General features: G+C 72.0%; 13 protein-coding genes and 3 tRNA genes. 10 read left to right on the top strand and 6 right to left on the bottom strand.

Annotation, left to right across the window (positions count from 1 at the left end; translation table 11 throughout):
* Window positions 1-12: 12 nt before the first annotated feature.
* On the bottom strand, window positions 13-963 hold the full coding sequence (locus J4N02_RS04565) for a 4-hydroxy-3-methylbut-2-enyl diphosphate reductase (RefSeq protein WP_188332554.1): 951 nt from the start codon (window positions 961-963) through the stop codon (window positions 13-15).
* A gap of 62 nt (window positions 964-1025) precedes the next feature.
* Between J4N02_RS04565 and J4N02_RS04560 the strand changes: the two genes are divergently transcribed.
* A complete protein-coding gene (locus J4N02_RS04560) occupies window positions 1026-1538 on the top strand; it encodes an aldo/keto reductase (RefSeq protein WP_182814412.1) in 513 nt (170 codons plus the stop codon).
* 1 nt (window position 1539) lies between these two features.
* On the opposite strand, the gene J4N02_RS04555 is transcribed toward J4N02_RS04560, so the two are convergent.
* Complete coding sequence (locus tag J4N02_RS04555; protein WP_188332553.1) at window positions 1540-2103, bottom strand: protein-L-isoaspartate O-methyltransferase; 564 nt, start codon at window positions 2101-2103, stop codon at window positions 1540-1542.
* 60 nt (window positions 2104-2163) lie between these two features.
* On the opposite strand from J4N02_RS04555, the gene xseA reads away from it, so the two are divergent.
* From xseA to J4N02_RS04510, 9 genes are all read left to right on the top strand, one after another.
* Window positions 2164-3402, top strand: coding sequence for an exodeoxyribonuclease VII large subunit (gene xseA / locus J4N02_RS04550; protein ID WP_223202108.1), 1239 nt, complete (start codon window positions 2164-2166; stop codon window positions 3400-3402).
* Window positions 3399-3599: an exodeoxyribonuclease VII small subunit gene (locus J4N02_RS04545; protein WP_188332551.1), complete on the top strand. Its 201-nt coding sequence runs from the start codon at window positions 3399-3401 to the stop codon at window positions 3597-3599. Before xseA ends, J4N02_RS04545 begins: the two co-directional genes overlap by 4 nt.
* 18 nt (window positions 3600-3617) lie before the next feature.
* Complete coding sequence (locus J4N02_RS04540; protein ID WP_188332550.1) at window positions 3618-4580, top strand: AEC family transporter; 963 nt, start codon at window positions 3618-3620, stop codon at window positions 4578-4580.
* A 78-nt stretch (window positions 4581-4658) separates the two neighbouring features.
* Window positions 4659-5243, top strand: coding sequence for an NADPH-dependent FMN reductase (locus J4N02_RS04535; RefSeq protein ID WP_208091129.1), 585 nt, complete (start codon window positions 4659-4661; stop codon window positions 5241-5243).
* A 63-nt stretch (window positions 5244-5306) separates the two neighbouring features.
* Window positions 5307-5379, top strand: a tRNA-Glu gene (locus tag J4N02_RS04530).
* Between the two features lie 163 nt (window positions 5380-5542).
* Window positions 5543-5616: transfer RNA gene (locus tag J4N02_RS04525), tRNA-Asp, on the top strand.
* A gap of 18 nt (window positions 5617-5634) precedes the next feature.
* A tRNA-Phe gene (locus J4N02_RS04520) sits at window positions 5635-5711 on the top strand.
* Window positions 5712-5795: 84 nt separating this feature from the next.
* The gene (locus J4N02_RS04515; RefSeq protein ID WP_188332549.1) at window positions 5796-6395 is read left to right on the top strand and encodes a fructosamine kinase family protein; all 600 of its coding nucleotides are present in this window, start codon (window positions 5796-5798) and stop codon (window positions 6393-6395) included.
* Between the two features lie 44 nt (window positions 6396-6439).
* The gene (locus J4N02_RS04510; protein ID WP_188332548.1) at window positions 6440-8860 is read left to right on the top strand and encodes an alpha-amylase family glycosyl hydrolase; all 2421 of its coding nucleotides are present in this window, start codon (window positions 6440-6442) and stop codon (window positions 8858-8860) included.
* 12 nt (window positions 8861-8872) lie between these two features.
* Here J4N02_RS04510 and J4N02_RS04505 read toward each other — a convergent pair whose 3' ends face one another.
* From J4N02_RS04505 to purF, 4 genes are all read right to left on the bottom strand, one after another.
* Window positions 8873-9877 (bottom strand): alpha/beta hydrolase, encoded by a 1005-nt coding sequence (locus J4N02_RS04505; RefSeq protein WP_188332547.1) that lies wholly within the window; start codon window positions 9875-9877, stop codon window positions 8873-8875.
* A gap of 43 nt (window positions 9878-9920) precedes the next feature.
* Window positions 9921-10154: a DUF3073 domain-containing protein gene (locus tag J4N02_RS04500; protein WP_182814403.1), complete on the bottom strand. Its 234-nt coding sequence runs from the start codon at window positions 10152-10154 to the stop codon at window positions 9921-9923.
* A gap of 148 nt (window positions 10155-10302) precedes the next feature.
* Window positions 10303-11364, bottom strand: a complete 1062-nt coding sequence (gene purM, locus J4N02_RS04495; RefSeq protein WP_188332546.1) for a phosphoribosylformylglycinamidine cyclo-ligase — start codon at window positions 11362-11364, stop codon at window positions 10303-10305.
* Entirely contained in the window at window positions 11357-12826 is a 1470-nt protein-coding gene (gene purF, locus J4N02_RS04490) for an amidophosphoribosyltransferase (RefSeq protein ID WP_188332545.1), read from the bottom strand. The genes purM and purF overlap by 8 nt, the downstream gene beginning before the upstream one ends.
* Window positions 12827-12848 lie beyond the last annotated feature (22 nt).

Raw genomic sequence — 12848 nt, 5'->3', positions numbered from 1 at the left:
CGTCTGCAGAGGTCAGCCGCGGGCCTTGAGGTCCTTGCGGAGCTCGGGCGGCAGGGAGAACGTCAGGTTCTCCTCGGTGAGGCGCTCCTCGACGGCCTGCGGGTAGCCGCGCTCCTCGAGGTAGCGCAGCACGCCCTGGACGAGGTCGTCGGGCACGGACGCACCGGAGGTGACGCCCACCTTCTCGACGCCCTCGAGCCAGGCCTCGTCGATCTCGCCCGCGTTGTCGACGCGGTGGGACGCCTTGGCCCCTGCTTCGAGCGCCACCTCGACCAGCCGGACCGAGTTGGAGGAGTTCCGCGAGCCGACGACGATGACGAGGTCGGCGTCCGCGGCGATCTGCTTGACGGCCTGCTGGCGGTTCTGGGTGGCGTAGCAGATGTCGTCGGAGGGCGGGCTGACCAGCAGCGGGAACTTCTCGCGCAGCTTGCCGACCGTCTCCCACGTCTCGTCGACGCTCAGCGTGGTCTGGGAGAGCCAGGCGACCTTCGACGGGTCCTCGACCTCGACGCCGGCGACGTCGTCGGGGTGCTCGACCAGGATCGTGCGGTCGGGCGCCTCGCCCATCGTGCCCTCGACCTCCTCGTGGCCGGCGTGGCCGATGAGCAGGATCTGGTGCCCCTCGTTGGCGAAGCGCTTGGCCTCGTTGTGCACCTTCGTGACCAGCGGGCAGGTGGCGTCGATCGTCTTGAGCTGCCGGTCGGCGGCCTCGGCGTGCACCGCCGGGCTCACGCCGTGCGCCGAGAACACCACGGTGGAGCCCTCGGGCACCTCCTCGAGCTCCTCGACGAAGATGGCGCCGCGCGCCTCCAGGCCCTCGACGACGTGCCTGTTGTGGACGATCTGCTTGCGCACGTACACCGGCGGCCCGTACAGGTCGAGCGCCTTCTCGACGGTCACGACGGCACGGTCCACCCCGGCGCAGTACCCGCGCGGGGCAGCGACGACAACGCTCTTGGTCATGCGGGCCAGTCTAGGTGACCGGACCCACCCCCTTCCCCGGCGGTTCGGCGTAGGGTCGGCCCATGGAGTACCGCCGCCTGGGCCGGCTCGGCCATGAGTCCTCGGTGTTGATCTACGGTGCGGCCTCGCTGTGGGAGGTCACCCCCGACGTGGCGGAGGCCTCGGTCACCGCCGCACTCGACGCCGGCGTCAACCACATCGACACCGCCGCGAGCTACGGCGTCTCCGAGGAGCGGCTCGGCGGTTTCATGCCCGCGATCCGCGACCGGGTCTTCCTCGCCAGCAAGACCAACGAGCGGGACGCCGAGGCAGCCTGGGCGTCCATCAACCGGTCGCTCGAACGGCTGCGGACCGACCGGCTGGACCTGATCCAGCTGCACGAGGTGCACAACCAGGAGCTGCTCGACCAGGTCACCGGCCCTGGCGGGGCTCTGGAGGCGCTGGTGCGCGCCCGCGAGGAGGGCATGGTCGGGGAGGCTCGGGCCGAGCTGTCGGCCGACGAGGCCGCAGCGGTCCTCGACGCCCTGCCGCACGAGGACTACCAGAGCGTCTACAACGAGAAGATGCCCATCTGAGTCAGCGCAGGGGCACGAAGCTGAACCGGTCGCCGGTGGTGCGTCGGGTGACGGCACCCGCAGCGTCCTTGTCGACGACCCACATGTCGTGCTCGACGGGAACCACCATGCGCCCGCCCGGGGCGAGCTGGTCGACGAGCGCCTGGGGCACGGCCGAGCCGGCCGCCGAGACCAGGATCCGGTCCCACGGCGCGCCGTCCGGCCAGCCGAGCTTCCCGCGCCGGGCGAGCTCGAACCGCACCCACCCAAAGCGGCCGGCCAGGTGCTCGCGCGCCATCGCCACCAGCTCAGGCACGATGTCGACGCCCACGACCTCGCCCGCCTCGCCGACGAGCCACCCCAGCAGCGCGGCCGTCCAGCCCGAGCCACTGCCCACGTCGAGTACCCGGTCGCCGGGGCGGGCGTCCAACACCCGCAGCATGTAGCGCACGGTCCACGGCTGGGAGTTGGTGGCCCCGAACCCGATCGCCAGCGGGCGGTCCTGGTGGGCGTACGCGCGCTGGTCGGGAGGGAGGAAGTCGGCCCGCGGCACCGCGGCGAAGGCGTCGTCGAGGGATCGGTCCATGCCCCAGTCTCCCCCGTGCGGTGAATGTCGGCCAGCCCCGTTAGGCTCGGAGACGTGCCGATGACCAGCTCCCCCGACCAGCCGCAGCCGCTGCGCGACGTGGTCCGGGCGCTCAAGGAGTGGGTCGAGCGCACCGGGGCCATCTGGGTCGAGGGGCAGGTCATCCAGCTCAAGCGGCGCGCGGGCAGCACGCTGCACTTCCTCACCCTGCGCGACAAGCTCGCCGACGTCAGCGTGACGGTCACCATCGACACCGTGACGCTCGATGCGGCGGGCCCGATCACCGAGGGCACCCTCGTCGCGGCGTACGTGAAGGCCACCCTCTACCCCGGCAACGGCTCGCTCAGCTTCGCCTGCCGCGACCTGCGCCCCTCCGGCGAAGGGCGGCTGCTGGCGCACCTGGAGCAGCGCAAGCGCGCCCTGCAGGCCGAGGGCCTGTTCAACCCCGACCTCAAGAAGCGGCTCCCCTTCCTGCCGCGGCAGATCGGCCTGGTCACCGCGCGCGAGTCGGCGGCCGAGCGCGATGTCGTCGAGAACGTGCGCCGCCGCTGGCCGGCCGCGGTCGTGGTGCCGCGCTACGCCGCGATGCAGGGCACCCAGGCCGCCGAGCAGGTGGCCGAGGCCGTGCGCTGGTGCGACGCCCAGCCCGAGGTCGACGTCATCATCATCGCCCGCGGGGGCGGCTCGCTGGAGGACCTGCTGCCCTTCTCCGACGAGGGGCTCGCCCGCACCGTGTTCGCCTGCCGCACCCCGGTAGTGTCGGCGATCGGGCACGAGACCGACACCCCGATCCTCGACCTGGTGGCCGACTGGCGCGCCTCGACGCCGACCGACGCGGCCAAGCGCGTGGTGCCCGACGCGGCCGAGGAGGCCCGCATCATCGGCGTCGGGCTCGACCGGCTGCGCGCCGCGATCACCCAGCGGGTGCGCTCCGAGCAACAGGGGTTGGACGCCGTGCGCTCCCGCCCGGTGCTCCGTGACCCCTCGGGCGCGGTGGTGCTCGCGTCGGAGCGGGTGGCCGAACTCCGCGGGCGACTGGGGCGCGGGGTGCGCCAGGCCGTGGAGCGGGAGCAGGTCCAGCTGGAGGCGAACCTGCTCCGCGTGCGCTCAATGTCGCCGCGAGCCACCCTGCAGCGCGGCTACGCCATCCTGACCACCGACGACGGGCGCACGGTGTCCTCCATCACCGACGTCGAGCCCGACGAGACGATCATCGCCCGCCTCATCGACGGCGACATCGCGGCCGCCGTCATCGACGTCGAACCGCACGAGCACGACCACGACAAGGAGCACGCATGAGCGACGAGAAGCAGCTCTCCTACGAAGAAGCCCGCGACCAGCTGGTCGAGGTGGTGCGTCAGCTCGAGTCGGGCAACGTGCCCCTGTCCACGTCGATGGAGCTGTGGGAGCGCGGCGAGAAGCTCGCAGCGATCTGCCAGCAGTGGCTCGACGGGGCGAAGGCGAAGATCGACGCGGCCCGGCCGGCCACCGACTGACCGGGGCGCACGGCGTCCATGGACCTCGTCACCATCGCGTCGGCCCTCGTGCCGACCGCGCTCCTCATCGGGTTCGGCGCCCTGCTGCGCCGTCAGGGCGGCTTTGGTGAGCCGTTCTGGGTGGGCGTCGAGGGCCTGACCTACAACTTCCTGCTGCCCGCCCTGTTCATCGTCACCCTCGCCCGCGCCGACTTCGGTTCGGTGCAGCTGGGCACGATGGCGCTGGTGCTGGCGGCGACGACGCTGGTCGGGGCGACGGTCACCACGCTGCTGCGGCGGGTGGCGACCGACGACGGGCCCGCCTTCACGTCGGTGTTCCAGGGCGCGATCCGGTTCAACAACTACGTGGGCCTGGTGATCGCCTCGACCCTGTTCGGGCAGCAGGGCGTCGCGCTGGCGGCCTTCGCCAACGCGGTGATGGTCCCCATCGTCAACGTGCTGTCGACGTTCGTCCTGGCGCGCCACGGGCACGCCGAGATCCGCGGCGTGGGGGTGCTGAAGGCGATCGCGACGAACCCGCTGGTGGTGTCCTGCCTGATCGGGCTGGGCCTGAACCTCCTGCGCGACCCCACCGCCCCCGTGCTGGGCGCCGGCCTGCCCGCGGCGGTGCTGGGCATCGCGGCGTCCACGCTGAGCATCCTCGGCCAGGCGGCGCTGCCGATCGGCCTGCTGTGCGTGGGCTCGGGCCTGCGGCGTCCCGAGGGCGGGGCGCAGGCGCGCCCGATCGCGGTCTCGACCGTGCTCCGGCTCGCGGTGATGCCGGCCACCGCGATCGCCCTGACCCACCTGTTCGGGCTCCGGGGCGACGCCGCCGTGGTCGCGCTGGTGTTCCTGTCGCTGCCCACGGCCTCCAGCGCCTACGTGCTCGCCCGGAGGCTCGGCGGCGACGCCCCGCTGATGGCCTCGATCACGGCGGTGCAGACGGGGCTCGCACTGGCGAGCGTCCCGGCGTGGATGCTGCTCGGCCAGGCCCTCGGCTGACAACACCGACAACCGGTTTGCCTCCCCGGCCCACCCCGGCTAGTCTTTAGTTGACATTTCAAGCATCTGAGGAGAGACGTGAAGATCGCCATCATCACCGGTTCCACCCGCGAGGCCCGCAAGAGCCTCGAGATCGCGCAGTGGGTCAAGGAGCTCGCGGACGCCCGCGGCGACGCCACCTACGAGGTCGTCGACACCGCCGCGTTCGACCTGCCGGTGTGGGACTCCCCCGCAGCCCCGGCCTGGGGCCCCAGCGATGACCCGGTCGCCACGGCGTGGAGCGAGAAGATCAACGAGTTCGACGGCTACGTGTTCGTCGTGGCCGAGTACAACCACTCGCTCACCGGCGCGCTGAAGAACGCCCTCGACTACCTCTACACCGAGCTGAACAACAAGGCCGCCGGCTTCGTCGGCTACGGCTCGGCCGGTGGCGCCCGCGCCATCGAGCACCTGCGCGGCATCCTGTCCGAGCAGCAGGTCGCCCACGTGCGCGCTGCCGCCGGCCTCTCGCTGTTCCACGACTTCGAGAACTTCTCCACCTTCGCCCCGACCGACGGTGCCCCCGGCCAGGTGCTGGGCATGCTCGACCAGCTCGTCGTCTGGACCAAGGCCATGGCCGCCGTCCGCGCGGGCGAGTTCGCCACCGAGAAGAAGGCCGCCTGAGCCTTCGGCGCGAGCCGCTGAATTGGGGGCGGGATCGGGCGTGCCCTATGCTGGGGCAGCCCTGTCCCCATCGTCTAGCGGCCTAGGACTCCGCCCTTTCAAGGCGGCAGCGCGGGTTCGAATCCCGTTGGGGATGCGACGGCAACGGCCCCGGCCAGACACGTTCTGGCCGGGGCCGTTCGCCGTCCCGGGGCGGTTCCGGACGCCCCTGCCCACCCCGGTTGCCCCTCGATTTTTCTCCCCCGGAGCTTCACGCTATGCTTCTCAAGCTGTCCGAAAGGGCAGCGGCCTTCACAAGAGGCCCCGTAGCGCAGTTGGTTAGCGCGCCGCCCTGTCACGGCGGAGGTCGCGGGTTCGAGTCCCGTCGGGGTCGCTGCTCGTCACAGAGCACGGCCAGGTAGCTCAGTTGGTACGAGCGTCCGCCTGAAAAGTGGAAGGTCACCGGTTCGACCCCGGTCCTGGCCACCAACACCAGCAAGCGCGAGCCCCTCGGGCTCGCGTTTCGCGTTTCCCCACTCGGCGGGGTCCGCGACCGTGCGCCAGACTGGCCCCATGGAGACCCTCCGCAAGCACCGCCGGGGTGCCCCGCCAGGCTTCTTCCGCGTCGAGGCCGCCGGGCTCGCGTGGCTGGCGGACGCCGGCGCGGTCCGCGTCGCCCGGGTGCTGGCGGTCGACGACGGCTACATCGGCGACGCCCCGCTCCCCCTCCGCACCGAGGCGACCTGGGGCACCTTCTACGCCCGACACCGGATCCGCCCCTACCTCCACGCCGCGCGCCACCCGGTCTTCGAGGCCCTGTGCGACCGACTCAAGGCCGGCGACTTCGACGACGCCGCCCCGCCCGCGCGCATCCACGGCGACCTGTGGAGCGGCAACCTCCTCTGGACGCCCACCGGCGCGGCCCTCATCGACCCGGCCGCGCACGGCGGCCACCGGATCACCGACCTCGCCATGCTCGCCCTGTTCCGCGCCCCACAACTGGGCCGGGTGCTGGCGGCGTACGCCGAGGCGTCCGAGCACCTGCCCGACCGCTGGCGCGATCTGGTCCCCCTGCACCAGGTGCACCCGCTGCTGGTCCACGCCGTGCTCTTCGGGGGCGGGTACGTCGCCCAGGCCGAGCGCGCGGCGTCCGAGGCCCTCTCCCTCCCCTGACCCTGTTCGCGCGCGCTACGGTTCTTCCTGACCACAGGAGGACCATGAAGACCCGAGCCCTCGCCGCAGCACTCGTGGCCACGGCGGCCGTGATGAGCACCGGCTGCACCCAGCCGCGCCCGCCCGCGGAGTTCACGCTCGTCGGCAGCTTCCAGCCCGCCGTCGGCTGCGCAACCGAGTGGGACGTCTCGTGCGGCGAGACCGGTATGACCCCCACCGATGGCCGCCACAGCGTCGAGCTCGACCTTCCCGCCGGCGGCCACGAGTTCAAGGTCACCCGCACCGGCGGCTGGGAGGAGAACTACGGCGCCCGCGGAGCCCGCGACGGCGACAACCTCGCCCTCTCCCTGCCCGGCCCGGCGAAGGTCCGGTTCACCTACGACCCCGCCGGCCACGTCGTGCGGGCCGAGCCCCCGACGCCGGCGGGCGCCGAGCTGCCCGAGGACGCCGACCTCGCCCAGGCGTCCCTGCGCTCGGCGCTGACCCGCGAGCGGATCTACTTCGTGATGACCGACCGCTTCGCGAACGGCGACCCGGGCAACGACGCCGGCGGCCTGGCCGGCGACCGGAGGGCCACCGGCCTCGACCCCACCCACAAGGCCTACTACCACGGCGGCGACCTGCGCGGCCTGACCGAGAAGCTCGACTACGTGCAGGGCTTGGGCGCCACCGCGATCTGGATCACGCCCCCGCTGGTCAACAAGCCCGTCCAGGGCGAGGGCGACAACGCCAGCGCGGGCTACCACGGCTACTGGATCACCGACTTCACGCAGGTCGACCCGCACCTGGGCGGCACCGAGGCGCTGCGCGAGCTGGTCGACGCCGCGCACGCGCGCGGGATGAAGGTGTTCATGGACGTGGTGGCCAACCACACCGCTGACGTCATCGCTCGCGCCGAGGACCGCAACGCCTACGTCGGCAAGACGATCGAGCCGTACAAGGACGCGCAGGGCAACGAGTTCGACGACCGGGCGCTGGCTGGCAGCCCCGACTTCCCCGCACTGGACGCCGCCACGTCGTTCCCGTACACCCCGGTCTTCCCGCGCCCCGAGGACGCCACCGTCAAGGCCCCGGAATGGCTGAACGACCCGACGATGTACCACAACCGGGGCAACTCGACGTTCAGCGGCGAGTCCGACGAGTACGGCGACTTCTTCGGCCTGGACGACCTGTTCACCGAGCGCCCCGAGGTGGTCGAGGGCATGTCCGAGGTCTACGCCGAGTGGGTCCGTTTCGGCATCGACGGGTTCCGCATCGACACGGTCAAGCACGTGAACATCGAGTTCTGGCAGGTCTTCGCCGAGCGCATGCGCACCGCGGCGGCAGAGGCCGGCAACGACGACTTCTTCATGTTCGGCGAGGTCTACTCCACCGACGCGACCCTGACCAGCCGCTACACGACGACGGGCAAGCTCCCGGCGGCGCTCGACTTTGGCTTCCAGGAGGGGGCGCTGAAGTTCGCCCGCGGCACCGGCACCCAGGAGATGGCGGCGGTCTGGGCCGAGGACGACCGCTACACCGACGCCGACAGCAACGCCTACCAGCTGCCGACCTTCGTTGGGAACCACGACATGGGCCGGGTCGCCGGGATGCTCCGCGGCGGCGTCGAGGGCGACGAACTGCTGGCCCGCACCGCGCTGGCGCACGACCTGATGTTCCTGTCCCGCGGCCAGCCGGTGGTCTACTACGGCGACGAGCAGGGCCTCGTCGGCAGCGGGGGCGACCAGGACGCCCGGCAGAGCCTGTTCGCCACCCAGGTGGAGCAGTACGCGCAGGAGCAGGTCGTCGGCGCCGAGCCGGGCGCGCGCGACCGCTACGACATCGACCACCCGCTGTACCGCCGCCTCGCCGCGCTCGCGGCGCTGCGCGAGGAGCACCCCGCGCTCGCCGACGGTGCCCAGATCACGCGGCAGGTGGGCTCGGGCCCGGGCGTGCTGGCGTTCTCCCGCATCGACCGGGCCACCGGCACCGAGTACGTGGTCGCGCTCAACAACTCGGTCATGGAGCGCGAGGCCAAGGTCACGACCTGGTCGCCCGGCGTGGCGTTCGAGTCGCTCGCCGTCGGCGACACCCCGGGCGGCCCCGGGACCACCGCGGCGGCCGACGGGGCGCTGGCGTTCCCGGTCCCGCCGCTGTCGGCGGTCGTGCTGCGGGGCACCGCCCCCATGCCGCAGCCGGACGCCGCCCCCACCGTCGGCCTCGACCTCGCCGCGGGGTCCGAGGTGAAGGGTCGGGTGGAGCTCGAGGCCGCCGTCGAGGCGTCCGGGTTCACCGAGGTGAGCTTCTGGGTGCGCCCGCTCGGGGTGGCCGACTGGCAGCCGCTGGGCACCGACGACAACCCCGACTTCCGGGTGTTCCACGACACCCGCGAGCTCGGGCCGGGTGCGGTGCTGGAGTACCGCGCGGTCGTGCACGACCTCGCGGGCCGGCGCGCGGCGGCGTCCACGTGGGTGGTCACGGGCTGACCGCCCGGCTGGTCAGTCCTCGAGCGGCAGCGGTGGGGGCGCGTACGCGCGCACCCACGTCGCGATGGCCTCGAACCAGCGCCTCCGCGCGTCGGGCGGCGAGAGCGCCAGGTCGTGGGTGCCGCCCTCGATGCGGGCGGTCGTCACCAGCGGCCCCAGCCGCCACGCGACGGCGTTGATCCGGTTGACGTCGAGCACGATGTCGGCCTCACGGGCCTCGTCGCTGTAGCGGCGCAGCCACAGCGTCTTGCCCGAGGTCGTGACGAGCACCGGGCAGTCGATGTCCAGCCCGCGCGCGACGCGGGCGTGGCCCTGCAGGATCGCCCGGAACCAGCCGACCCGGATCGGCTCGGCCGCCTCGGTCTTGAGGTCGAAGGAGTAGTCCCACTCGCCGCCGTACGAGGCGTGCATGGCGCGGGCGTAGACGTTCTCCTCCGACTCGGGCACCGGGAACACCGACGTCGGCGCCCGCTTGCTCCACTCGCGCAGCAGCGGCTTGAGCATCGAGGTGACCGCGGGCGGGCCCCACATGTCGAGCCACGGCGAGTTGAGCACCAGCCCGGCCAGCGCGCCGGGGCGTTGGCTCGCGTACAGCGACACCGTCAGCCCGCCCGTCGAGTGCCCGGTCAGCAGCACGCTGTCGTGGGACTCCCGCACCACCGCGAGGGCGGCGTCGAGCTCCTCGGCGTAGTCGTCGAGGTCGGCGATGTAGCCTCGCAGCTGGCCGGGCCGCAGGCTGCGACCGTAGCGGCGCAGGTCGAGGGCGTGGAAGGCGAAGCCCTGGTCCTCCCAGAAGTCCGCCACGTGGGGGTGGAAGAAGTAGTCGTTCCACCCGTGCACGTGCACGACGGCGCGCGTCGCCGTGCGGAGGCGGGGGTCGACGCGACGCACGAGCGTCGCGCACAGGGGTTCGTCACCCTCGTCGGGCAGGGACTCGGTCTCGAGCGTCAGCGTGAGGCTCTCGAAGCCGTCCAGCAGCGTGTCGGGACGCCAGCCCTGCGGCACCTCGTCGGGCACCGGTACTTCGGGTGGAAGGGAGAGCACCTCGTCGGGAGCGGGCTCAGCCGTAGTTGCGGCCCTGCTCGACGTAGTCATCGCCCTCGTCGTCGTCTTCGTCATCCTCCGCGTACGGGTCTTCGTACTCGTCGGTCTCCTCCTCGGCCGGCGACTCGGTCCAGGACGACTGACCGCCCCGGAGTTCGCGTTCGAGAGAAGAGAAGTCCGTGTCGAAGGTACGGTACTTGAGATCGCGAGCGACCTTGGTCTGCTTCGCCTTTGCACGGCCGCGCCCCATGTCCGGGTCGACCCCCTTAGCATTTCTGGCGGTCTAGCCGCGTGAGGATGTGTCTGTCGTGAGGCCGATGGTACCCGAGTTCCGGGGCGGGACAAAGCAGGTCCGTACACACGCGCGGCAACCGGCTGCGCGTGTCAGGGGGTGCGGCTCAGCCCGCGTGCTCCCCCGCCATCTCGACCCGTGCCGGGCCCTCGACGGCCTGCGTCTCCCCGAGCACCCAGGCCTCCAGCCCACGCTCGGACGCCGTGCGCACCAGCTGGTCGACGGACTCGGCGGGGGCCACCAACGCCATGCCGACGCCCATGTTGAGGGTCGCCTCGATGTCGGGCTGGCTCACCTTGCCGACCTGCTGCACCAGGGAGAAGATCGCGGGCGGCGTCCAGCTGTCGCGACGCAGGGTCGCGGCGACGCCGGCGGGCAGCACCCGGGCCAGGTTGTTGGCCAGGCCGCCGCCGGTGACGTGGCTGATCGCGTGCACCTCGGCGGCGTCGACGAGCGCGAGGATGTCGCGCGCGTAGACCTGCGTCGGCGTGAGCAGGGTCTCCCCCAGCGTTGTGCCGAGTTCGGGGACGTCGCGGTCCAGCGCCCAGCCGGCCTGGTTGAGCAGCACGTGGCGCACCAGCGAGTAGCCGTTGGAGTGCAGGCCCGAGGACGCCAGCGCGACGACCACGTCGCCGGCCCGGACGCGGTCCGGCCCGAGGATCTTCGAGCGCTCCACGACGCCCGTGGTGGCGCCGGCGATGTCGTACTCGTCGGCCTCCAGCAGGCCGGGGTGCTCGGCGGTCTCACCGCCCAGCAGCGCGGCGCCGGCGACCTCGCAGGCGGCGGCGATGCCCTTGACGATGTCGGCGATCCGCTCGGGGACCACCTTGCCGCAGGCGATGTAGTCGGTGACGAACAGCGGCTCGGCGCCCACGACGACGAGGTCGTCGACGAGCATGCCGATCAGGTCGAAGCCGATGGTGTCGTGCTTGTCGAGGGCCTGCGCGATGGCGACCTTCGTGCCGACGCCGTCGGTGGAGGTGGCCAGCACGGGGTGGTCGTAGGCCTTGAACGCCGACGCGTCGAAGAACCCGGCGAAGCCGCCCAGCCCGCCCAGCACCTCGGGGCGGTGGGTGCGCGCGACGTGGGCCTTCATCAGCTCGACGGCGCGGTCACCGGCCTCGATGTCGACACCGGCGGCGGCGTAGGCGCTCCGGGCCTCAGTCATCGTCGTCACCTTCCTGCGCGATCAGGCGCATCTGCTCCGCCGCGCGGGGCGGCACGGGGATCGGGTAGTGGCCGTCGAAGCACGCCCGGCACAACCGCTTCTTCGGCAGCCCGGTGGAGGCGACCAGCCCCTCCAGCGAGATGTAGGCCAGGGAGTCGGCGCCGATGGAACGGCAGATCTCGTCGACGTTCATGCCGGGCGCGATGAGCTCGGCGCGCGTGGCGAAGTCGATGCCGTAGAAGCAGGGCCACTCCACGGGCGGGGAGGCGATCCGGACATGCACCTCGGCGGCGCCCGCCTCGCGCAGCATCTTCACCAACGCGCGCTGGGTGTTGCCGCGCACGATCGAGTCGTCGACGACGATGAGGCGCTTGCCCTCGATGACGTCGCGGATCGGGTTCAGCTTGAGCCGGATGCCCAGCTGGCGCAGCGTCTGCGACGGCTGGATGAACGTGCGGCCCACGTAGCTGTTCTTGACCAGGCCCAGCCCGTACGGGATGCCCGAGGCCTCGGCGTAGCCGACCGCGCTCGGGATGCCCGACTCGGGCGTCGGGATGACGAGGTCGGCGTCCACCGGGGACTCCAGCGCCAGCGTGCGGCCGATCTCGACACGGGTGGTGTGCACGCGGCGGTCGGCGATCACGGTGTCGGGGCGGGCCAGGTACACGTACTCGAACAGGCAGCCCTTGGGGTTGGCCTCGGCGAAGCGCGCCGAGCGGAGGCCGCCGGAGTCGACGCAGATCAGCTCGCCGGGCTCCACCTCGCGGATGAAGGTCGCGCCCACGATGTCCAGCGCCGCGGTCTCGGAGGCGACGACCCAGCCGCGCTCGAGGCGTCCGAGCACCAAGGGCCGCACGCCCTGCGGGTCGCGGGCGGCATACAGGGCGTTGTCGTCCATGAACGTGAAGCAGAACGCGCCCTGCAGGCGGGGCAGGACGGAGAGCGCGGCGTCCCACGTCGAGTCGGTGAAGGTCGCCAGCAGCGACGTGACCAGCCACGTGTCGTTCGTGGAGTCCATCGATTCCTTGCTGGCGACCTTGGCGTGCGCGTCGCGCTCGCGCAGCCAGGCCTCCAGCTCGGGGGTATTGGTCAGGTTGCCGTTGTGCGCCAGCGCCAGCCCGCCGTTGGGCGTGGCGCGGTAGGTCGGCTGGGCGTTCTTCCAGACGGACGCCCCGGTGGTCGAGTAGCGCGTGTGCCCGATCGCCAGGTGGCCGAGCAGGGAGTTCAGCGTGGGCTCGTCGAAGACCTGGGAGACCAGGCCCATGTCCTTGAAGACCATGATGCGTTCGCCGTTGCTGACCGAGATGCCGGCCGACTCCTGGCCGCGGTGCTGCAGCGCGAACAGGCCGAAGTAGGTGAGCTTGGCGACCTCTTCGCCGGGGGCCCAGACGCCGAAGACGCCGCACTCCTCGTTGGGCTTGGGGTCGCCGACCGGGTCGAGCAGGTGCAGGGCGCGCGTCACTGGAGTGAGTCTAGTGCCGCCC

It is taken from the genome of Propioniciclava sp. MC1595 (assembly GCF_017569205.1).
Lineage (GTDB): Bacteria > Actinomycetota > Actinomycetes > Propionibacteriales > Propionibacteriaceae > Propioniciclava.
This window is presented reverse-complemented; position numbering and strand designations above follow the sequence as displayed.